Source organism: Pseudomonas sp. CK-NBRI-02 (assembly GCF_008124495.1).
GTDB classification, from domain to species: Bacteria; Pseudomonadota; Gammaproteobacteria; order Pseudomonadales; family Pseudomonadaceae; genus Aquipseudomonas; species Aquipseudomonas guariconensis.
The window spans coordinates 51,987-73,355 of sequence record NZ_VSJH01000002.1 but is presented as its reverse complement, the minus strand read 5'-3'; the positions used below and the strand labels follow the sequence as shown (position 1 = coordinate 73,355).

The 21,369-nt window shown below is 62.5% G+C and carries 22 protein-coding genes and 1 pseudogene; 20 read left to right on the top strand and 3 right to left on the bottom strand.

Annotation, left to right across the window (positions count from 1 at the left end):
• Positions 1-43 precede the first annotated feature (43 nt).
• Positions 44-571 (top strand): RNA polymerase factor sigma-70, encoded by a 528-nt coding sequence (locus DQ397_RS01900; RefSeq protein ID WP_043212316.1) that lies wholly within the window; start codon positions 44-46, stop codon positions 569-571.
• A gap of 32 nt (positions 572-603) precedes the next feature.
• On the opposite strand, the gene DQ397_RS01895 is transcribed toward DQ397_RS01900, so the two are convergent.
• Together DQ397_RS01895 and DQ397_RS01890 are read right to left on the bottom strand one after the other, a co-directional pair.
• Positions 604-1,617, bottom strand: coding sequence for a GNAT family N-acetyltransferase (locus tag DQ397_RS01895; RefSeq protein ID WP_043212343.1), 1,014 nt, complete (start codon positions 1,615-1,617; stop codon positions 604-606).
• 63 nt (positions 1,618-1,680) lie between these two features.
• The gene (locus tag DQ397_RS01890) at positions 1,681-2,424 is read right to left on the bottom strand and encodes a substrate-binding periplasmic protein (protein WP_372240720.1); all 744 of its coding nucleotides are present in this window, start codon (positions 2,422-2,424) and stop codon (positions 1,681-1,683) included.
• A gap of 237 nt (positions 2,425-2,661) precedes the next feature.
• Between DQ397_RS01890 and DQ397_RS01885 the strand changes: the two genes are divergently transcribed.
• Together DQ397_RS01885 and DQ397_RS01880 are read left to right on the top strand one after the other, a co-directional pair.
• Entirely contained in the window at positions 2,662-3,213 is a 552-nt protein-coding gene (locus DQ397_RS01885) for an exonuclease domain-containing protein (protein WP_043212313.1), read from the top strand.
• Positions 3,214-3,287: 74 nt separating this feature from the next.
• Entirely contained in the window at positions 3,288-3,572 is a 285-nt protein-coding gene (locus tag DQ397_RS01880) for a pyrimidine/purine nucleoside phosphorylase (protein WP_043212311.1), read from the top strand.
• A 171-nt stretch (positions 3,573-3,743) separates the two neighbouring features.
• Here the strand turns inward: DQ397_RS01880 and DQ397_RS01875 are convergent, their stop codons facing one another.
• A complete protein-coding gene (locus tag DQ397_RS01875; protein WP_043212341.1) occupies positions 3,744-4,436 on the bottom strand; it encodes an alpha/beta family hydrolase in 693 nt (230 codons plus the stop codon).
• A gap of 49 nt (positions 4,437-4,485) precedes the next feature.
• Between DQ397_RS01875 and ccoN (DQ397_RS01870) the strand changes: the two genes are divergently transcribed.
• The 17 genes and pseudogenes from ccoN (DQ397_RS01870) to DQ397_RS01785 all read left to right on the top strand — a co-directional run bounded on the left by ccoN (DQ397_RS01870) (position 4,486) and on the right by DQ397_RS01785 (position 21,323).
• Positions 4,486-5,910, top strand: coding sequence for a cytochrome-c oxidase, cbb3-type subunit I (gene ccoN / locus DQ397_RS01870; protein WP_043212309.1), 1,425 nt, complete (start codon positions 4,486-4,488; stop codon positions 5,908-5,910).
• Positions 5,911-5,923: 13 nt separating this feature from the next.
• Positions 5,924-6,532 (top strand): cytochrome-c oxidase, cbb3-type subunit II, encoded by a 609-nt coding sequence (gene ccoO / locus DQ397_RS01865; RefSeq protein WP_043212308.1) that lies wholly within the window; start codon positions 5,924-5,926, stop codon positions 6,530-6,532.
• 8 nt (positions 6,533-6,540) lie between these two features.
• Complete coding sequence (locus DQ397_RS01860) at positions 6,541-6,729, top strand: cbb3-type cytochrome c oxidase subunit 3 (protein WP_043212339.1); 189 nt, start codon at positions 6,541-6,543, stop codon at positions 6,727-6,729.
• Positions 6,729-7,670: a cytochrome-c oxidase, cbb3-type subunit III gene (gene ccoP, locus DQ397_RS01855; protein WP_043212306.1), complete on the top strand. Its 942-nt coding sequence runs from the start codon at positions 6,729-6,731 to the stop codon at positions 7,668-7,670. The genes DQ397_RS01860 and ccoP (DQ397_RS01855) overlap by 1 nt, the downstream gene beginning before the upstream one ends.
• 518 nt (positions 7,671-8,188) lie before the next feature.
• Positions 8,189-9,631: a cytochrome-c oxidase, cbb3-type subunit I gene (gene ccoN, locus DQ397_RS01845; protein WP_043212304.1), complete on the top strand. Its 1,443-nt coding sequence runs from the start codon at positions 8,189-8,191 to the stop codon at positions 9,629-9,631.
• A pseudogene (gene ccoO, locus DQ397_RS01840) lies at positions 9,631-10,325 on the top strand (cytochrome-c oxidase, cbb3-type subunit II). The gene ccoN (DQ397_RS01845) and the pseudogene ccoO (DQ397_RS01840) overlap by 1 nt, the downstream one beginning before the upstream one ends.
• A 5-nt stretch (positions 10,326-10,330) precedes the next feature.
• A complete protein-coding gene (locus tag DQ397_RS01835; RefSeq protein ID WP_043212337.1) occupies positions 10,331-10,528 on the top strand; it encodes a CcoQ/FixQ family Cbb3-type cytochrome c oxidase assembly chaperone in 198 nt (65 codons plus the stop codon).
• On the top strand, positions 10,525-11,505 hold the full coding sequence (ccoP, locus tag DQ397_RS01830) for a cytochrome-c oxidase, cbb3-type subunit III (RefSeq protein WP_043212299.1): 981 nt from the start codon (positions 10,525-10,527) through the stop codon (positions 11,503-11,505). Before DQ397_RS01835 ends, ccoP (DQ397_RS01830) begins: the two co-directional genes overlap by 4 nt.
• Before the next feature lie 236 nt (positions 11,506-11,741).
• Positions 11,742-12,671 carry a metallophosphoesterase gene (locus DQ397_RS01825; RefSeq protein WP_178113760.1) on the top strand — a complete coding sequence of 310 codons (930 nt, stop codon included), beginning with the start codon at positions 11,742-11,744 and terminating at the stop codon, positions 12,669-12,671.
• Between the two features lie 210 nt (positions 12,672-12,881).
• On the top strand, positions 12,882-14,297 hold the full coding sequence (gene ccoG / locus DQ397_RS01820) for a cytochrome c oxidase accessory protein CcoG (RefSeq protein ID WP_043212297.1): 1,416 nt from the start codon (positions 12,882-12,884) through the stop codon (positions 14,295-14,297).
• 14 nt (positions 14,298-14,311) lie between these two features.
• Complete coding sequence (locus DQ397_RS01815) at positions 14,312-14,842, top strand: FixH family protein (RefSeq protein ID WP_043212295.1); 531 nt, start codon at positions 14,312-14,314, stop codon at positions 14,840-14,842.
• Between the two features lie 124 nt (positions 14,843-14,966).
• Positions 14,967-17,438, top strand: a complete 2,472-nt coding sequence (locus DQ397_RS01810; RefSeq protein WP_043212292.1) for a heavy metal translocating P-type ATPase — start codon at positions 14,967-14,969, stop codon at positions 17,436-17,438.
• The gene (ccoS, locus tag DQ397_RS01805; protein WP_043212290.1) at positions 17,417-17,629 is read left to right on the top strand and encodes a cbb3-type cytochrome oxidase assembly protein CcoS; all 213 of its coding nucleotides are present in this window, start codon (positions 17,417-17,419) and stop codon (positions 17,627-17,629) included. Before DQ397_RS01810 ends, ccoS begins: the two co-directional genes overlap by 22 nt.
• On the top strand, positions 17,622-18,305 hold the full coding sequence (locus DQ397_RS01800; RefSeq protein ID WP_043212288.1) for a sulfite exporter TauE/SafE family protein: 684 nt from the start codon (positions 17,622-17,624) through the stop codon (positions 18,303-18,305). The genes ccoS and DQ397_RS01800 overlap by 8 nt, the downstream gene beginning before the upstream one ends.
• Before the next feature lie 114 nt (positions 18,306-18,419).
• Positions 18,420-19,802: an oxygen-independent coproporphyrinogen III oxidase gene (gene hemN, locus DQ397_RS01795; protein ID WP_043212285.1), complete on the top strand. Its 1,383-nt coding sequence runs from the start codon at positions 18,420-18,422 to the stop codon at positions 19,800-19,802.
• Positions 19,803-19,990: 188 nt separating this feature from the next.
• Positions 19,991-20,725: a Crp/Fnr family transcriptional regulator FnrA gene (gene fnrA, locus DQ397_RS01790; protein ID WP_070574256.1), complete on the top strand. Its 735-nt coding sequence runs from the start codon at positions 19,991-19,993 to the stop codon at positions 20,723-20,725.
• Positions 20,726-20,774: 49 nt separating this feature from the next.
• Entirely contained in the window at positions 20,775-21,323 is a 549-nt protein-coding gene (locus DQ397_RS01785) for an adenine phosphoribosyltransferase (protein ID WP_043212282.1), read from the top strand.
• Positions 21,324-21,369 lie beyond the last annotated feature (46 nt).

The window sequence follows — 21,369 nt, the reverse complement described above, 5'->3', positions numbered from 1 at the left end:
ACACAGACGCCTTCCCCTTCCCTTCAGCGTCCAGGTGATTTCCATGGCGGAACAACTATCCACAAGTAAGTGCGATTCACCACTGCTCCAGGCATTCGTCGACAACCGCAGCATCCTGGTCAAGATCGCGGCCCGCATCACCGGCTGCCGTTCACGCGCCGAAGATGTGGTGCAGGATGCCTTCTTCCGACTCAGCGCCGCGCCGCAGATCACCTCGTCGTTCAAGGCCCAGCTCAGCTACCTGTTCCAGATTGTGCGCAACCTGGCCATCGATCACTACCGCAAGCAGGCCATGGAGCAGAAGTATTCCGGCAGTGAAGAAGAAGGCCTGAACGTCGTCCTGCAGAACGCCTCGCCCGAAACCACCCACATCAACCTCGCCACCCTCGAGCACATCGCCGAGGCCCTCGGAGAGTTGCCCCAGCGCACCCGTTACGCCTTCGAGATGTATCGCCTGCATGGCGTGCCGCAGAAAGACATCGCCAAGGAACTTGGGGTGTCGCCGACGCTGGTCAACTTCATGATCCGCGATGCCCTGATCCATTGCCGCAAGCACACCCGCCAGGCCTGAACCCGATGGGGCCGCTGTGCGGCCCCATCGGCTCAGGACAGTGAGCAGCGGTCGAAGAACCGCTCCCGCCCCAAGATCATCAACGCCGCCCGTTTGTGCGGAAAATCGAACTCTTTTTCGCAATGGAAGCACTGATCGTGCATGTAGCCGATCATCTTGCCGTTGTCGGCACGCGGCTCGGCGACCACCCGCTGGGTCCGCGGATCGTCCAAGAACAAATAGTGCACCAGCGCCGACAGCCAACTGGCTACCTTGTGCGGACCGCGATGGGCCTGCTCGCCCACCAGCATATGGATACCCCGGTCGTAGTCGTCCGCCGGATAGAACGGCGCGATGCGGTCCTCCTTGGCCCAGTAGGCCTCGAAGTAGGCAAAGGGCTGGTCATCGAAGCAGCCGATCAAGGTAAGGGTATGCGGGTCGGCCTGAAGCTTGGTCAGGTATTGGCGATGCTGTTCGAGCGTGCCGCCTTCCTGCCAGAACTGCAGCACACGTGCATCGTTCTGCCAGCGATTGAAGCGTTCCAGGTCCTGTTCGATTTCAAGCGTGCGCAGCGACACCCAGGCCCCCAGGCGCGCATCGAATCGCCGGTACACCTCACCTCGGGGCTTGGGTGCACGACGAGGATGGCGCTTGCCATCGCTGATGTGCATTTGCTGCGGATAAGCGCCGGCTTGCGCATCGCCCAGCCAGGGCTGCGGCAGTTGCCAGAACATCGCTCGCTCGCACAGGTACAACCCTGGCTGGTCACCGGGCACCAGCAGGCCGCTGGCCAAGGCCGAATCCACTGGATGCGGGCAATGCCAGACCAGTCGCTGGCGCGCTGGATCCCGCGAGAGCAGCCAGTAGCAGGCTGCCCACAGCGCTTGCGCGGGGCGCGCTTGGCACACCTGCTCGAGGTGGACGTGCAGCGGCTCGCCTGGGGTCAGGCGAACCCGGATCAACGCTTGCCCCTCCAGGGTCAGGCTCAACCGGCAATCGTTTTCATCGGCGCTGAGACTGCGCCAACGCGGCAGGGAAAGGGGCTGCGAATCGGCATCGAACGGCATGGTCATGGCTCACGGCATTGAAATGAAGGCTCAATCCGGTAGACGTGACGGGCATTAGGGAATTTAGTGGCCGCTCGGCGCCACGACGCTGATCCGATAGGGCTGGAAGATGCGCAGCAATTCGCCGCTCGCGCGCAGCCGATCGAGCAAGGCGGCGAATGTCCGGGCATCGATCGGCGCGCCTGGTCGCACCATCGCATAGTGGTGATAGACCTGATCGACCCGCTCGGAGGCCATCAGCTGCGCCCGGCTGTCCGGGTTTCGCGCCATGAAGTCGGCTAGAAACGATCGCGTCGCCAGGGCAATGTCGACACGTCCACGCTGCACCATCAGCAAGTTGCTGTCGTGGGAGTAGGTCAGCGTGGCGCTGAAGTTCTGGCTCAGATAGCGGGGGTCGGAATTGAAGTCGGCAAAGGCGTAGTGATAGCCGTGGAACAATGCCAGGCGTTTGCCTTGCAGGCTGCTGAAATAGTGCTGGTCTCGCCCGGCCTGTTGGCGTGCGACGAACACTTCGGCATCTTCCAGGCCCATGTCTACGCTTTCGTGGGGAACCTGTTCCCAGCCCCATTTGGGATTCTCGAATATCGCGATGTCCGTGCGCCCTTGCTGGAAATCGCCAAAACGCCGAGGAATCGACGTGGGAACCTGCACGAAGTGGTAGCTGTGCTGTTGCTGGTTGAGGGCTTTGAGCAATTGCGGCAACAGGCCGTTGTCAGCGCCCTGCTCGGGACGCACGGTATAGGGCGGAAAATGCGCCGCCCCGACCCTCACCTCGACAACCGCTTGCGCCGACGCAGGCAGCGCCATCCACACTGCGGCGAGTATCAACAAGGAAGACAAGGCCTTCGAGCCGGTCACGGAAGTCAAAAGCAGACACTCATCACGGTTTGTGAATGGATTCAACTAAGCTAGGCGCTTTCCCGCCAGGGCACAACCTTCTGCGATGTCAAAACAGCAGCATTGTGCCAGGGGATGCCCTTGGGCCTCAGATTGGCTACGCTCTAGCGACCACGCAGGGGACTGCGTCTTGCACGGGAGCCCGGTATGGGGCATTGGCTGGTGATTGACCTGGAAGCGACCACCGATGACGGTGGCTGGCCCGTCACGGAGATGGAAATCATTGAAATCGGGGCGAGCCTGGTGACACGCGAAGGTCGCGAGATCGATCACTTCCAGCGCTTCGTGCGGCCCAGGCGGCGACCACAGCTGACCCCCTTCTGCCGTGAGTTGACCCATATCACCCAGGCCAGTGTCGACGGCGCAGCCTCCTTTACCGAGGTCTGGGCGCAGTTCGAGCGCTGGCTCGGCCATCATCAGGGGCAGTTGCAGGCCTGGGTCAGCTGGGGCGACTACGACCGCCAGCAGCTGCAACAGGAATGGAAACAGCACCAGCTCACCAGCCTGCTGCAGGCCCTGCCCCACATCAACCTCAAACAGCGCTTTGCCAAGGCCCGCCAACTGCAGCGCCCGATGGGGCTGAACAGCGCCCTGCAACTGGCCGGCCTGCAGTTCGCCGGCCAGCAGCATCGCGCCCTGGAAGACGCCCGCAACACTGCGCGGTTACTTCCGTTGAGCCTGCCGGCCAGCGGCACCTGAATTCAGATGACGAGGTGTTGGGGCTTGGGCATACTGGCCAGCCTTTTTTCCTCCCTTTTTTCAGGAGTCGCTCCATGTTCAAGGTCAATGAGTACTTCGATGGCACCGTCAAGTCGATCGCCTTCACGGGCGAGGAAGGTCCAGCTACCGTGGGTGTCATGGCGCCGGGCGAATACGAGTTCGGCACGGCCAAGCGGGAAATCATGCACGTGGTGTCCGGCGCGCTGACCGTGAAGCTGCCGGGGAGCGATAACTGGGAAGTCTTCAAGGCAGGGAGCCAGTTCAATGTACCTGCGGACAGCAAGTTCCAGCTGAAGGTGGCGGTGGATACAGCTTACCTGTGTGAGTATCGCGACTGAGCTCTTCTTGGGTAGTGTGATTATCCGTTTCTGGTGGTGACGCCACCGACGCTTTTCGCCTTTGCGGCGACTACTGTTGCTGTTGGGCAAAAGTAGGTCGCCGCAATGGCGCAAAGGTGACCAAGCGGCGGCACATCAGACGGATCAGCCACAAACCTCAAACCAACACCACTACCTCATCAGAAACGCAGCAACCCGCTCAGCCGCCACCTGCAGATGCCCCTCATGCGTCAAACCCGACGCCTTCAGCGGCTTCAAGTCATGATCCGCTGCCGCCAACCAACACAACTCGATCGCAGGCGACAACACATACCCCGCCACCGCCTCCCGGTTCCCCAGGGCATCGCGCTCGCCCTGGACGATGAGCGTAGGCGTGCGCAACCCCGCCAGATGCTCGACCCGGGGTTTTTCCGGCTTGCCCACCGCATAGAACGGATACCCCAAGCAAACCAAGGCATCGGCCCCCAGCTCATCGGCCAGCAGGCTCGCCATGCGCCCGCCCATGGACTTGCCGCCAATGGCCAACGGCCCCGCGACCAATAGTCGCACCTGCCGATACACCTCGCGCCAGCAGTCGAGCAGCACCTTCTGTGGGTTGGGCGGCCGCTTGCCGCCGCCCTCACGACGTTGAGCCATGTACGGGAACTCGAAGCGGATCACGCCTACCCCTTGCGCTGCCAGCCTTTGCGCCATGTCCTCCAGAAAGTCGCTGTCCATCGGCGCCCCCGCGCCGTGGGCCAGGATCAGGCAGCCCTTGTAGTCCTGATCCCCCCGAATTCTCGGAGGATCGCAGCGCAAGCCTGGGATATTTCCCACCTGCGCCCATTGATCCCCGTCAATACCGGCAATGTGCCCATTACTCATGCTTGCCTCGCTATCTAGCCTGCCTATAACCGTGGATGGGAACCCATACATGAACACAACCAGCAGTACCGCCTATAACTACAAGGTGGTCCGCCAATTCGCCATCATGACGGTGGTGTGGGGAATCGTCGGGATGGGGCTCGGCGTTTTCATTGCCGCGCAACTCGTCTGGCCCTCCCTGAACTTCGACCTTCCCTGGACCAGCTTCGGCCGCCTGCGACCGCTGCACACCAATGCGGTGATCTTCGCCTTCGGCGGCTGTGCCTTGTTCGCCACTTCCTATTATTCGGTGCAACGCACCTGCCAGACCACCCTGTTCGCCCCCGCCCTGGCGGCGTTCACCTTCTGGGGCTGGCAGCTGGTGATCCTGCTGGCGGCCATCAGCCTGCCGCTGGGCTTCACCAGTTCCAAGGAATACGCCGAACTGGAATGGCCCATCGACATCCTGATCACCATCGTCTGGGTCGCCTACGCCGTGGTGTTCTTCGGTACGCTGATCAAGCGCAACACCAAACACATCTACGTCGGTAACTGGTTCTATGGCGGCTTCATCCTGACCGTGGCGATGCTGCACATCGTCAACAACCTGGAAATGCCCGTCAGCCTGACCAAGTCCTACTCGATCTATGCCGGCGCCACCGATGCAATGGTCCAGTGGTGGTATGGCCACAACGCCGTGGGCTTCTTCCTGACCGCAGGCTTCCTGGGGATGATGTACTACTACGTGCCCAAGCAGGCCGAGCGCCCGGTGTATTCCTATCGGCTGTCGATCGTCCACTTCTGGGCGCTGATCACCCTGTACATCTGGGCAGGCCCGCACCATCTGCACTACACCGCCTTGCCCGACTGGGCGCAGTCGCTGGGCATGATCATGTCGCTGATCCTGCTGGCGCCGAGCTGGGGCGGGATGATCAACGGCATGATGACCCTCTCCGGCGCCTGGCACAAACTGCGCAGCGACCCGATCTTGCGCTTCCTGGTGGTCTCGCTGGCCTTCTACGGCATGTCCACCTTCGAAGGCCCGATGATGGCCATCAAGACCGTCAATGCCCTCTCCCACTACACCGACTGGACTATCGGCCACGTCCACGCCGGCGCCCTCGGCTGGGTCGCGATGATCTCCATCGGCGCGCTGTACCACACCATTCCCAAGGTGTTCGGCAAGGAGCGCATGTACAGCATTGGCCTGATCAACGCCCACTTCTGGCTGGCGACCATCGGCACCGTGCTGTACATCGCCTCGATGTGGGTCAACGGCATCGCCCAGGGCCTGATGTGGCGCGCGGTCAACGCCGACGGCACGCTCACCTACTCCTTCGTCGAGACGCTGGTGGCCAGCCATCCTGGCTTCATCGTCCGCTTCGTCGGCGGCGCGATCTTCCTCAGCGGAATGTTGCTGATGGCCTGGAACACCTGGCGCACCGTGCGCGCACCGGCCACCGACGCCGCCCCTGCGAACGCCCAGCTGGCCTGAGGAGACACGCCTGATGAAACACGAAGTCATCGAAAAGAACGTAGGCCTGCTGGCTTTGCTGATGGTCTTTGCCGTCAGCATCGGCGGCCTGACCCAGATCGTCCCGCTGTTCTTCCAGGACGTCACCAACAAGCCGGTCGAAGGCATGAAGCCCTACACCGCCCTGCAGCTCGAAGGCCGCGACATCTACATCCGTGAAGGCTGCGTTGGCTGCCACTCGCAGATGATCCGTCCGTTCCGCGCCGAGACCGAGCGCTACGGCCACTACTCGGTGGCTGGCGAGAGCGTCTGGGACCACCCGTTCCTGTGGGGCTCCAAGCGTACCGGTCCGGACCTGGCCCGCGTCGGTGGCCGCTACTCCGACGACTGGCACCGCGCGCACCTGTACAACCCGCGCAACGTGGTGCCCGAATCGAAGATGCCGTCCTACCCGTGGCTGGTCGCGCAAAAGGTCGACAACAGTCACACCGACACCAAGATGCGCACCCTGCGCACCCTGGGCGTGCCCTACACCGACGAAGACATCGCCGGTGCCCGCGACGCGGTCAAGGGCAAGACCGAGATGGATGCCCTGGTGGCCTACCTGCAGGTGCTGGGCACCGCGATCAAGAACAAGAGGTAACGATGGAACTGTCACTGGATATCGGCATGATCCGCGGCCTGGGCACCTTGGTGGTGATGATCGCCTTCATCGGCCTGAGCCTGTGGGTCTTCAACCGCCGCCGCGACCGTGATTTCGCCGAAGCGCGCCTGCTGCCCTTCGTCGATGACCGCCTGCCCCCCGCCGGGCAGGAACCTGCCATGAGGAATAATCGGTAATGACCACCTTCTGGAGTACCTACATCAGTGTACTGACCATCGGCAGCCTGATTGGCCTGACCTGGCTGCTGCTCGGCACCCGCAAGGGCCAGAGCAACAACACCACCGACCAGACCATGGGCCACAGCTTCGATGGCATCGAGGAGTATGACAACCCGCTGCCCAAGTGGTGGTTCTGGCTGTTCGTCGGCACCCTGGTGTTCGCGGTGGGCTACCTCATCCTCTATCCGGGTCTGGGTAACTGGAAAGGCATCCTGCCGGGCTACGAGAATGGTTGGACCCAGGTCAATGAATGGCAAAAGGAAATGGACAAGGCCGACGCCAAGTTCGGGCCGATCTTCGCCAAGTTCGCCGCCATGCCGGTCGAAGAAGTCGCCAAGGATCCGCAAGCCCTGAAGATGGGTGGCCGCCTGTTCGCCTCCAACTGCTCGGTGTGCCACGGCTCCGACGCCAAGGGCGCCTACGGCTTCCCCAACCTGACCGACAAGGACTGGCGCTGGGGCGGGGAGCCTGAAACCATCAAGGCGTCGATCATGGACGGTCGCCATGGCGTGATGCCAGGCTGGTCCGAAGTGATCGGTGAACAGGGCGTGGCCGACGTGGCTGCCTTCGTGCTCACCAACCTCGATGGCCGTACCCTCCCTGAAGGCGCCAAGGCCGACCCGGTCAAAGGTCAGGAGATCTTCGCGGCCAACTGCGTGGCCTGCCACGGTCCTGAGGGCAAGGGCACCCCGGCGATGGGCGCGCCCAACCTCACCCACCCGCAGGCGTTCATCTACGGCTCGAGTTTCGCCCAGCTGCAGCAGACCATCCGCTACGGCCGTCAGGGCCAGATGCCGGCCCAGCGCGAAATCCAGGGCAACGACAAGGTGCATCTGCTGGCAGCCTATGTGTACAGCCTGTCGCAGGATGACGCGTCCGAAACCGTGACTGCCAAGTAACACCCTTCGCGGGTAAACCCGCCCCCACAGGAACAGCGCCGATCCTTGTGGGAGCGGGTTCACCCGCGAATATCCCGCCCAAGCACCAGGACAAGCGACGTCCGCCAAGGGCTGCGCCATCGCCCTCCCCGCCTCATCCCTCCTTGCACCCCCTCTGAACAGAACTAAGCTTGTTGCCACAGTGGCCTCGCTTATAGCGAACCCACATGGCGCGGCGCATGGCCTGACTCCGCGCACCGGCTTTTGCGGGTCGATCGCACAGGTTTCGGTAGACGTCCCTTCTTACCGGAGCCCTGCAGAAAAAGCTTGACCGATCGATCAGAAAAAGGCGAAAAACGGTACACATTACAAACATTTATTTGTGTACAATCATCCAGCCCCTAAACCGCGGGACGGTGGTGGAAAGGGCCTGGACACGGGTCGGCGTCATGATCCTTGCGTTGCCATAACCCTGGTGGTTATCGATACTGGCGCCGATTTTCGACCAACAAGAACACCCAAAACCGTGGAACCTTAGAATGAGCACTGCAATCAGTCCGACTGCTTATAACTATAAGGTCGTCCGCCAGTTCGCCATCATGACGGTGGTCTGGGGGATCCTTGGCATGGGCCTCGGCGTCTTCATTGCCTCGCAACTGGTATGGCCCCAGCTCAACCTGGACCTGCCATGGACGAGCTTCGGCCGCCTTCGCCCGCTGCACACCAACCTGGTGATCTTCGCCTTCGGAGGTTGCGCGCTGTTCGCCACTTCCTACTACGTCGTGCAGCGCACCTGCCAGACTCGGCTGATCTCCGACAGCATGGCCGCGTTCACCTTCTGGGGTTGGCAGGCAGTGATCGTCGGCGCGCTGATCACCCTGCCGATGGGCTACACCACCACCAAGGAATACGCCGAGCTCGAGTGGCCGCTGGCGATTCTGCTGGCCATCGTCTGGGTCACCTACGGCCTGGTGTTCTTCGGCACCATCGTCAAGCGCAAGACCAAGCACATCTATGTCGGCAACTGGTTCTACGGTGCGTTCATCGTTGTCACGGCGATGCTGCACATCGTCAACCACATGTCCTTGCCGGTCAGCCTGTTCAAGTCGTACTCGGCCTACTCCGGCGCCACCGATGCAATGATCCAGTGGTGGTACGGGCACAACGCTGTGGGCTTCTTCCTGACCACGGGCTTCCTGGGGATGATGTACTACTTCGTGCCCAAGCAGGCCGAGCGTCCGATCTACTCCTATCGCCTGTCGATCGTCCACTTCTGGGCACTGATCACCCTGTACATCTGGGCAGGCCCGCACCATCTGCACTACACCGCGCTGCCTGACTGGGCGCAGTCGCTGGGCATGGTGATGTCGATCATCCTCCTGGCCCCGAGCTGGGGCGGCATGATCAACGGCATGATGACCCTCTCCGGTGCGTGGCACAAACTGCGCACCGACCCGATCTTGCGGTTCCTGGTGGTCTCGCTGGCCTTCTATGGCATGTCCACCTTCGAAGGCCCGATGATGGCCATCAAGACCGTCAACTCGCTGTCGCACTACACCGACTGGACCATCGGCCACGTCCACGCCGGCGCCCTCGGTTGGGTCGCGATGATCTCCATCGGTGCCGTGTATCACATGATCCCGCGCCTCTACGGTCGCCAGCAGATGCACAGCGTCGGCCTGATAAACGCCCACTTCTGGCTGGCGACCATCGGTACCGTGCTGTACATCGCCTCGATGTGGGTCAACGGCATCACCCAGGGCCTGATGTGGCGCGCCATCAACGACGACGGCACCCTCACCTATTCCTTCGTCGAAGCCCTCCAGGCCAGCCATCCGGGTTATATCGTCCGCGCCCTGGGCGGTGCGTTCTTCGCCTCCGGCATGCTGCTGATGGCCTACAACGTCTACCGCACTGTCCGCGCCGCGAAGCCGGCCGAGGCTGAGGAAGCCGCCAAGATCGTCGTCGTGGGAGCTCACTGATGAAGCACGAAGCAGTCGAGAAGAATATCGGCCTATTGGCCTTCTTCATGGTCATCGCCGTCAGCATCGGCGGCCTGACCCAGATCGTCCCGCTGTTCTTCCAGGACGTCACCAACAAGCCCGTCGAAGGCATGAAGCCGCGTACCGCGCTGGAGCTTGAGGGTCGCGACATCTACATCCGCGAAGGCTGCGTCGGCTGCCACTCGCAGATGATCCGTCCGTTCCGCGCCGAGACCGAGCGCTACGGCCATTACTCGGTGGCCGGCGAGAAGGCTGCGTCGGCTGCCACTCGCAGATGATCCGTCCGTTCCGCGCCGAGACCGAGCGCTACGGCCATTACTCGGTGGCCGGCGAGAGTGTCTGGGATCATCCGTTCCTGTGGGGCTCCAAGCGCACCGGCCCGGACCTGGCGCGTGTGGGCGGTCGCTACTCCGATGACTGGCACCGCGCGCACCTGTACAACCCGCGCAACGTCGTGCCCGAGTCGAAGATGCCCTCCTACCCCTGGCTGGTGGAAAACAAGCTCGATGGCAAGGACACGCCGAAGAAAATGGAAGTCCTGCGCACCCTGGGCGTGCCCTACACCGACGAGGACATTGCCGGCGCCCGCGACGCGGTCAAGGGCAAGACCGAGATGGACGCCCTCGTGGCGTACCTGCAAGGCCTCGGCACCATCATCAAGAGCAAGCGGTGACACTGATGGACATCGGGATGATTCGTGGCCTGGGCACCGTCGTGGTGATGATCGCCTTCGTAGGCCTGGCGCTGTGGGTGTTCAACCCACGGCGCAAGAAAGAGTTCGACGAGGCAACCCAGTTGCCGTTCGCCGATGATCCCGAAGCCAGCCGGCACGTCGAGCAAGCGCAAGCGAAAGCTTCTAGGAGCAAAGAACAATGACAACCTTCTGGAGTCTGTACGTCACCGTCCTGACCCTGGGCACCATCTTTTCCCTGACCTGGCTGTTGCTCTCCACCCGCAAGGGCCAGCGCGAGGAAATCACCGACGAGACCGTCGGCCATGCCTTTGACGGTATCGAGGAATACGACAACCCGCTGCCCAAGTGGTGGTTCTGGCTGTTCGTCGGCACCATCGTGTTCGCCTTGGGCTATCTGGTGCTGTACCCAGGCCTGGGTAACTGGAAAGGCGTCCTGCCTGGCTACCAGTACCTGGATACCGAAAAGCAGACCGAGTTCTCCAACGGCCAGGCCGGCTGGACCGGCGTGCACGAATGGGAAAAGGAAATGGCCAAGGCCGATGCCCGCTTCGGGCCGATCTTCGCCAAATTCGCCGCCATGCCGGTCGAGGAAGTCGCCAAGGATCCGCAGGCGCTGAAGATGGGAGGTCGCCTGTTCGCCTCCAACTGCTCGGTGTGCCACGGCTCCGATGCCAAGGGCGCCTACGGCTTCCCCAACCTGACCGACAACGACTGGCGTTGGGGCGGCGAACCGGAGACCATCAAGACCACCATCATGAATGGTCGTCACGGCGTCATGCCGGCCTGGGCCGAAGTGCTGGGCGAGCAAGGCGTGGCCGATGTCGCAGCCTTCGTCCTGACCAATCTTGACGGCCGCACACTGCCCGAAGGCGCCAAAGCCGATCCGGCCAATGGCCAGAAGCTCTTCGCCGCTAACTGCGTGGCCTGTCATGGCCCCGAAGGCAAAGGCACTCCAGCGATGGGCGCGCCTAACCTGACCCACCCGCAGGCGTTCATCTACGGCTCGAGCTTCGCTCAGCTGCAACAGACCATCCGCTACGGTCGTCAAGGCCAGATGCCGGCTCAGGCGCAGATGCAGGGCAACGACAAGGTCCACCTGCTGGCGGCCTATGTCTACAGCCTGTCGCATCAAGACGCTGCGCAGCAGAAAGCAGAGTAACCACAGCAAGCGGCCCCGGCGATCACCACCGGGGCCGTTTTTTCTGGGCTGGCAGGATTGATAGGAGGAATCGCTACCGGATTCCGAAGGACAGGACACTAGGAAATTCTCTGGTGGACAGGCATCGAGCCTGACTTACCCAGAGGATTTAAGAAATGGCCTACCCCACCTATCCCGTAGCCCTACCCCCAAAACAGCCTGGCCGCTATGGCAACCGCCCGACACCCAGAGCGTTCGTGTTCGCATCCGATCCACAGTACCCATGGACGCCCGCTTCCGACTATGGCGAATATGAAAGCGACGCTGAACGCAACAAAGAATCGAAAGCCCTGATCAACGAGCAGTACGCCAGCATTGCGAGCTACCGCAACAGCTTGGGTGGCACGGGCGTCCCGGTGATGATCAATGGCGACATGACAGCATACGGGCACGGCTGGCAACGCAAAGTCCTCTACCCGATCATCGAGCGCCACCTGCACAAGAACTACTACTTTGGCCTGGGCAATCATGATTACAAGAACAACATCACCGATGAATTCGGAGGCTCATTCAACAACGGCGGGCCCCGGGACAGCGTGATGGATCTGCTCAATCACCACCGAGATGTGGTGGACACGATGGATGTCGCGACCTCGAGCAGCTACAGGCTGACCAGCTACAGCGGCAGCCTGGCATACAGCATCAGTTTCGGCAGGGTTCGCCTGATCCAGCTGAACAACGAGCCCACCTACCGTGTGGATTTCGACAGTGGCTGGGCATGGCCTTTCGAGCCCCGCGATAAGTTCAGGATCAATGACGCACTGGGCTGGCTGGAGGGGCAGTTGAAAGAAGCCTATGAGAACGGCCAGATCGTCCTGCTCAACCTGCATCAGCCAGACGATTGGGACGGCACCGAGGAGGACCTGATGCATTTCAGGGACATGATCAACCACTTCCAGGTCAACGCGGTGTTCGGTGGCCACTATCACACCGAAGCCGGAGGCTGGCATCGCTCCAACCGGCAATATGGCGCGGTCCCGGTCTTCCTGAGTGGTTCGGCCTCCCAGCGCACCTACCTGCTGGCCGAACTGGACGACGATGCCCAAGGGTTGGCCATCAAACGCGTGAGGAACAATGACTGGACCCAGGCCGAAACACTGAGGCACCTGAGGCTGTATCGGGCATAGACACTTGCCTGCGGCGGGCACGCCTTGTCAATTGACCTGCGTCAAGGCGAGCCCCAATACACGATAATCAAATGCAACCCAATGCGACTTAACGCCGCAGCCACACTCCAGGTGCCATGACGGGCGTATCATGCACGGACACCTGATGGGTCACAAACGCGGTCGGCATGCACTGGCCGCAGCGTTTTTCCACTGCCGTGGGACATGATGATGAGCAAGCAAATTCCGGTACATGACGTCACCCCGCCCGCCAAGAAAGGCAAGGAATCCGTCGACCTCTACGCCTCACGGGAAAAAATCTACACCCGCGCCTTCACCGGCGTGTTCCGCAGGCTGCGCATGGTCGGCGGGGCCATCCTGTTCCTGCTCTACTTCGGCACGGTGTGGCTGAACTGGGGCGAGCATCAGGCGGTGTGGTGGAACCTGCCCGAGCGTAAGTTCTACATCTTCGGCGCCACCATCTGGCCGCAGGACTTCATCCTGCTCTCGGGCCTGTTGATCGTGGCGGCCTTCGGCTTGTTCTTCATCACGGTGTTCGCCGGGCGTGTGTGGTGCGGTTATACCTGTCCGCAGAGCGTCTGGACCTGGATTTTCATGTGGTGCGAGAAGGTCACCGAGGGTGACCGCAACCAGCGCATGAAACTCGACAAGGCGCCAATGAGCACCAACAAGTTTTTGCGCAAGGCCGCCAAGCACAGTCTGTGGCTGCTGATCGGCTTCGTCACTGGCATGACCTTCGTCGGCTACTTCTCGCCCATTCGCGAACTGGTCACCGAGTTCTTTACCGGCCAAGCCGATGGCTGGGCCTATTTCTGGGTCGCGTTCTTCACCCTCGCCACCTACGGCAATGCCGGCTGGCTGCGTGAGCAGGTGTGCGTGTACATGTGCCCTTACGCCCGCTTCCAGAGCGTAATGTTCGACAAAGACACCCTGATCGTCTCCTATGACCCACGCCGCGGCGAGACCCGAGGCCCGCGCAAGAAAGACATCGACTACAAGGCCAAAGGCCTGGGCGACTGCATCGACTGCACCATGTGCGTGCAGGTCTGCCCCACTGGCATCGACATCCGCGACGGTCTGCAGATCGAGTGCATCGGCTGCGCGGCCTGCATCGACGCCTGCGACAACATCATGGAGAAAATGGACTATCCCAAAGGGCTGATCAGCTACACCACCGAGCACAACCTGTCCGGGCAGAAGACCCACATGCTGCGTCCACGCCTGATCGGCTACGCCGTGGTGCTACTGGTGATGATCGGTCTGCTTGCCACCGCCTTCGCCACCCGCTCGCTGGTGGGCTTCGATGTCAGCAAGGACCGAGTGCTGTATCGCGAAAACGCCCAAGGACGGATCGAGAACGTATACAGCCTCAAGGTCATGAACAAGGACCAGCGCGACCACGTCTACGTGCTCGACGCCACCGGCCTGCCGGGCCTGCAGCTCGAAGGCCATCGCGAGATCCGCGTCGCTGCCGGCGATATCGTCAGCCTGCCAGTGCAGTTGTCGGTCGCGCCCGAGCAATTGCCCTCGACCACCAACGAAATCACCTTCATCCTCAAGGACGCTGATCAAAGCGCCACCCAGGTTGAAGCCAAGAGCCGCTTCATCGGCCCGCAAATACGCTGAGAGAGAATTCGACAATGCCTGCCGCAACCGCCGACAGCCCCTGGTACAAACACCTTTGGCCGTGGATCATCATCGGTATCCTGGCCACCTCGGTATGCCTGAGCCTGACCATGGTCAGCATCGCCGTGCACAACCCCGACAACTTGGTGAACGACAACTACTACGAGGCCGGCAAAGGCATCAATCGCTCCCTGGATCGTGAACTGCTGGCCCAGACCCTCAACCTCAAGGCCAGTGTGCACCTGGACGAACTGACCGGCGAAGTCGATGTACGCCTGACCGGCAACAGCGCCCCTCAGACGCTGGAGCTGAATCTGATCTCGCCCACCCAGCCAGACAAGGACCGCAAGGTACAGCTAGCCCGCAGCGAACCCGGTCGTTACCTCGGCCAGCTCGACGACCGGGTCGAAGGCCGGCGCTTCGTCGAACTGCTGGGCAGCGAAGACGGTCACGTCTGGCGTCTGTTCGAGGAGGAGAAAGTTGCCCATGGCGTGACCCTGGCGCTGGGCGACGAGGCCCTGCAGGGCGCCGAGCACCAAGAGTAAACGATTCCCCGTTAGAGCAGGTTTACCGCACGATGGCGCCCGACCTGGCGATGAGACAGGCAGTCCGGCGCCATTACGCGGTGAACCCGCCCCACAGGGTTGCGCTGCAGCCAGAAGACATCACATGACCCAACCCACCCCCTGCTACCACTGCGCCCTCCCCATCCCCGCCGGCAGTCGTTTCACCGCGGTAGTCCTTGGCGAGCCGCGTCAGTTCTGCTGCCCGGGCTGCCAGGCAGTGGCTGCGTCCATCGTCGCAGGTGGCCTGGAGCACTACTATCAGCATCGCAGCGACACCAGCGCTAACCCCGAAGCCCTGCCTCGGCAATTGCAGGACGAACTGGCGCTCTACGATCGCGCCGATGTGCAGCAGGCGTTCGTACGTCACCAAGACGAGCTGTCCGAAGCCACACTGATGATCGAAGGCATCAGTTGCGCCGCCTGCGGCTGGCTGATCGAAAAGCATCTGCGTAATGTGGCCGGCGTCGCCGAAGCACGACTGAACCTGTCCAATCACCGCTTGCTGGTGACCTGGGACGACCGCCAATTGCCCCTTTCCCAGCTGCTGGCCGAACTGCGCCAGATCGGTTACGCGGCCCACCCCTATCAACCGGACCAAGCCGCCGAACGCCTGGCCCAGGAGAACCGCAGTGCGCTGCGCCGCCTGGGCGTGGCAGGCCTGCTGTGGTTCCAGGCGATGATGGCGACCATGGCCACCTGGCCGGAATTCAACATCGACCTGAGCCCGGAACTGCACACTATCCTGCGTTGGGTCGCGCTGTTTCTGACTACCCCAATCGTGTTCTACAGCTGCGCACCGTTCTTCAAAGGTGCCGCCCGCGACGTGCGCACACGCCACCTGACCATGGACGTCTCGGTGTCTCTGGCCATTGCCCTGGCTTATGTCGCCGGCATCTGGACTGCCATCACCGGCAGCGGCGAGCTGTACTTCGACACCGTCGGTATGTTCGCGCTGTTCCTGCTCACCGGCCGTTATCTAGAACGCCGTGCGCGGGAGCGCACAGCAGCGGCCACCGCCCAACTGGTCAACCTGCTCCCCGCCTCCTGCCTGCGCCTGGACAGCGTCGGAAACGCTGAGCGCATCCTGCTCGGCGAGCTCAACCAGGGTGATCGGGTCCAGGTGCTGCCTGGCTCGGTGATCCCCGCCGACGGGCGTATTGTCGATGGCCGCTCCAGCGTGGACGAATCGCTGCTCACCGGTGAATATCTGCCTCTGGCACGGCAGGTCGGTGACCGGGTCACCGGCGGCACCTTGAATGTCGAGAGCACGTTGACCGTGGCGGTCGAAGCCATTGGCCAGGACTCGCGCCTCTCAGCCATCGTGCGCCTGCTGGAGCGGGCCCAGTCGGAAAAACCGCGCCTGGCCGAGATCGCCGACCGCGCCTCTCAATGGTTCCTGCTGTTCACGCTGGTGGCCAGCGCAGCCATTGGCCTGCTGTGGTGGCAACTCGATGCGACGCGAGCCTTCTGGATCGTCCTGGCCATGTTGGTAGCGACCTGTCCCTGCGCGCTGTCCCTGGCCACTCCGACCGCCCTCACCGCCGCCACCGGCACCCTGCACAAACTGGGCCTGCTGGTGACGCGAGGCCATGTGTTGGAAGGGCTGAACCAGGTCGATACGGTAATCTTCGACAAGACCGGCACCCTCACCGAGGGTCGCTTGGCGCTACGCAGCATCCTCCCCTTGGGGGCGCTGCCTGTCGATCGTTGCCTGGCGCTGGCCGCCGCCTTGGAGAACCGCTCCGAGCACCCCATCGCTCGCGCCTTCGGTCGTACCGCCGAGCCAGCCGAAGATGTGCAGACCGTGCCCGGGCTGGGGCTGGAGGGGCGCTTCGACGGGCAGCAACTGCGCATCGGCCAGGCCACGTTCGTTTGCGCGTTGAGTGGCGCCCAGATCCCGCCAGTACCAGAGGCGCGTGGCCAATGGTTGCTGCTGGGTGATCGCCAAGGTCCGCTGGCCTGGTTCGGCCTGGATGATCGGCTGCGTGATGACGCACCTGCCCTGCTGGCCGCCTGCAAAGCCCGTGGCTGGCACACCCTGCTGCTATCGGGCGACAACTCGCCAATGGTCGCTGAAGTCGCCACACAACTGGGCATTGACCAGGCCATTGGCGGCCTGCGCCCGGACGACAAACTGGAACGCCTCAAGGCGCTGCAGGCCGAGGGTCGCAAGGTGCTGATGCTGGGAGACGGGGTCAACGACGTGCCGGTGCTGGCCGCCGCCGACATAAGCATCGCCATGGGTTCGGCCACTGATCTTGCCAAGACCTGCGCCGACGCAGTGCTGTTGTCCAACCGTCTGGACGCTCTGGTGCAAGCCTTCGACCTGGCCCGACGCACTCGCCGCAATATCATCGAGAACCTGCTCTGGGCGACCTTGTATAATGGCCTCATGTTGCCGTTCGCCGCCCTCGGCTGGATCACCCCGGTCTGGGCAGCCATCGGCATGTCGGTCAGTTCGCTGATCGTGGTGCTCAATGCCCTGCGCCTGACCCGGCCGACAGGCGCGAGCCTGCTTGCGAGCCAGACGCCCGCGACCGAAAGGAAACCGCTATGCCCGCCCTCTACGTCATGATCCCCGCGGCTCTGCTGATCGTCGGCGTGGCCGTCTACATCTTTTTCTGGGCAGTGGACAGCGGCCAATACGACGACCTCGACAGCCCTGCCCACAGCATCCTGTTCGACGATCAGGACCCACGCCACCAGGCCGCTGTCAAACCCGACGAAAACCAGCCAGACGACAAGGATCCGCCCACCCGTGCCTGACCTGCTTCCCCTGCTCGGCTCGGCACTGGTCCTGGGCTTGCTCGGCGGTGGGCACTGCCTGGGCATGTGCGGCGGCCTGATGGGCGCCCTGACGCTGGCCATCCCTCCTGAGCAACGCAGCCGTCGCCTGCACCTGCTGCTGGCCTATAACTTAGGGCGCGTACTGAGCTATGCCACCGCAGGCCTGTTGCTCGGCCTGGCCGGCGTGGCACTGGCCAGCAGCCCACTGGCCCAAGGCCTGCGCGTGGTCGCTGCACTGCTGTTGATCGCCATGGGCCTGTACCTGGCGGGGTGGTGGAGCGGCCTGACCCGCATCGAAGCACTGGGGCGCGGCTTGTGGCGCCACATCCAGCCCCTGGCCACTCGCCTGCTGCCAGTCTCCAGCCTGCCCCGGGCGCTGCTGCTCGGAGCCCTGTGGGGCTGGCTGCCGTGCGGCTTGGTGTACAGCACACTGCTATGGGCTGCCAGCCAGGGCAATGCCGCTCATAGCGCGGCCTTGATGCTGGCGTTCGGCATCGGGACCTGGCCGGTGCTGGTGGCTACGGGGCTGGCTGCCGAACGCATCGGCGCGGTGCTGCGGCGGCGCGGCGTACGCATGGCCGGGGGACTGCTGGTGGTCCTGTTCGGCCTGTGGACCCTGCCAGGGCCGCACCAGCACTGGTTGATGGGACACTGACAGCGCCTCAGCCCCAGCTACGCGCTCCCATCCAGACCCCGTTGATGCAAATCAAGACGAGCCCCAGCGGGCCGCCCTAGACTCCGGACACTGCCGCTCTCTCCGGGGACCACCATGCTCGACGACCTACGCTGGGACTGCGACCTGATCCGCCGCTACGATCTGGCCGGCCCACGCTACACCTCTTATCCGACCGCCATGCAACTGCACGGCGAAGTGGGTTCGTTCGACCTGCTCCACGCCCTGCGCGAGAGCCGTCGCGCGGTCCGCCCACTGTCGCTGTACGTACACGTGCCGTTCTGCGCCAACATCTGCTACTACTGCGCCTGCAACAAGGTCATCACCAAGGATCGCGCCAGAGCCCAGCCTTACTTGCAACGTCTGGAGCAAGAGATCCAGCTGATCGCCTGCCATCTGGATGCCAAGCAGCGGGTCGAGCAATTGCATTTCGGTGGAGGCACACCCACCTTCCTCAGCCATGTCGAACTGCGCCAATTGATGGCCACCCTGCGCCAGCACTTCCACCTACTGGACGACGACTCCGGCGACTACGGTATCGAGATCGACCCACGCGAAGCCGACTGGTCGACCATGGGCCTTTTGCGCGAGCTGGGCTTCAACCGCGTCAGCCTGGGCGTGCAGGATCTCGACCCGGCCGTGCAGCGCGCGATCAACCGCCTGCAAAGCCTGGAGCAGACCCGCACCTTGATCGAGGCCGCACGCACCTTGCAGTTCCGCTCGGTCAACCTCGATCTGATCTATGGCCTGCCCCGCCAGACCCCGGAAGGCTTCGCCCGCACCGTCGAGGAAGTGATCCGCCTGCAGCCGGACCGCCTTTCGGTATTCAACTATGCCCACCTGCCCGAGCGCTTCATGCCCCAGCGACGCATCGACAGCGCTGAGCTGCCAACGCCTTCGGCCAAGCTGGAAATGCTCCAGGGCACCATCGAGCAATTGACGTGCGCCGGCTATCGTTACATCGGCATGGACCACTTCGCCTTGCCCGATGACGAGCTGGCGATCGCCCAAGAAGAGGGCACCCTGCAACGCAACTTCCAGGGCTATACCACCCACGGCCACTGCGACCTGATTGGCCTGGGCGTATCGGCCATCAGCCAGATCGGCGATCTCTACTGCCAGAACAGCAGCGACCTGGCCACCTACCAAGACACCCTTTCCAGCGCCCAGCTGGCCACCCAGCGCGGGCTGCTGTGCAACCCGGATGACCGCCTGCGGCGCGCGGTGATCCAGCAATTGATCTGCCATTTCGAGCTGGACTTCGACAGCATCGAGCAAGCTTTCACCATCGACTTTCGAGGTTACTTCAAGGACCAATGGCCACAATTGCAGGCCATGCAGCGTGATGGTCTGATCAGCCTGGATGCAAAGGGTATTCGGGTACTGCCTGCCGGGCGACTCCTGGTACGTTCGGTGTGCATGGTGTTCGACGCCTATTTGGCCATGCACAACCAGCAACGCTTCTCTCGGGTGATATAAACAAACCGAGTCGATCAACCGCATGGACAGAACGCCTTGTCAGGCACACTATGGACAGTTAACAGGCCTTGGCGTACTCCCGCCAGAGCCCCGGCCAGGTCGCACCAAAATAGCGCACGCTGGCCTACTGCCTATGCTGTGAGTTACCCTTACAGCTTATGTGTGCTTTCCCACAAGGATCGATAGAAATGTCCGAGCCAGTCAAACTGCGCCCACACAACCAGGCCCATTGCAAGGACTGCAGCCTGGCCCCCCTGTGCCTGCCCCTGTCACTCAATCTGGAGGACATGGATGCACTGGATGAAATCGTCAAGCGTGGCCGTCCCCTGAAAAAGGGTGAGTTCCTGTTCCGCCAGGGTGACAATTTCGGCTCGGTCTACGCCGTACGTTCCGGCGCCCTGAAAACGTTCAGCCTCAGTGATGGTGGCGAAGAGCAAATCACCGGCTTCCATCTGCCGAGCGAACTGGTCGGGCTGTCGGGGATGGACACCGAGACCTACCCGGTGTCGGCCCAAGCCCAGGAAACCACCTCGGTCTGCGAGATCCCCTTCGAGCGGCTGGATGAGCTGTCGGTCCAGCTGCCCCAGTTGCGTCGCCAGTTGATGCGGGTCATGAGCCGGGAGATTCGCGACGACCAGCAGATGATGCTGCTGCTGTCGAAAAAGACCGCTGACGAACGCATCGCCACCTTCCTGGTCAACCTGTCCGCCCGTTTCCGCGCCCGGGGCTATTCGGCCAACCAGTTCCGCCTAAGCATGTCGCGCAACGAAATCGGCAACTATCTGGGCCTGGCGGTGGAAACCGTGTCCCGGGTGTTTACCCGCTTCCAGCAGAACGGCCTGATCAAGGCCGAGGGCAAGGAAGTTCATATCCTCGACCCGATCCAGCTGTGCGCGCTGGCCGGCGGCGCGATAGAAGCCTGAAGCCGCACCGGCAAGGTATACTGGCGCATCCGTTTTCCAGGAAAGCCACATGCACAGCGATACCTTCGACCTCAAAGCCCTGATCCGCCCGGTCCCGGACTTTCCCAAGCCGGGCGTGATCTTCCGCGACATTACCCCTCTGTTCCAGTCGCCGCGCGGGCTGCGCTATGTGGCCGACCAGTTCATCGAGCGTTATGTCGAAGCCGAGTTCAGTCACATTGGTGCCATGGATGCCCGGGGTTTTCTGATCGGCTCGATCATTGCCCACCAGCTGAACAAGCCACTGATCCTGTTCCGCAAGCAAGGCAAGCTGCCGGCCGACGTGCTATCGGAGGCTTACCAGACCGAGTACGGCGAAGCGTTTCTCGAAGTGCATGCCGACAGTCTCTGCGAGGGGGATTCGGTACTGATCTTCGACGACCTGATCGCCACCGGCGGTACCCTGCTGGCGGCCGCCAATCTGATCCGTCGCACCGGTGCCGAGGTGTTCGAGGCTGCGGCCATCATCGACCTGCCTGAGCTGGACGGCTCGCGCCGCCTGCAGGCTGCGGGCGTACCCACCTTCTGCCTGACCGAGTTTTCGCTGAGCGAGTTCTGATTTTTTGTCAGAGCCCTGCGCCTACAGGCGACTGCAGGCGCGGTTC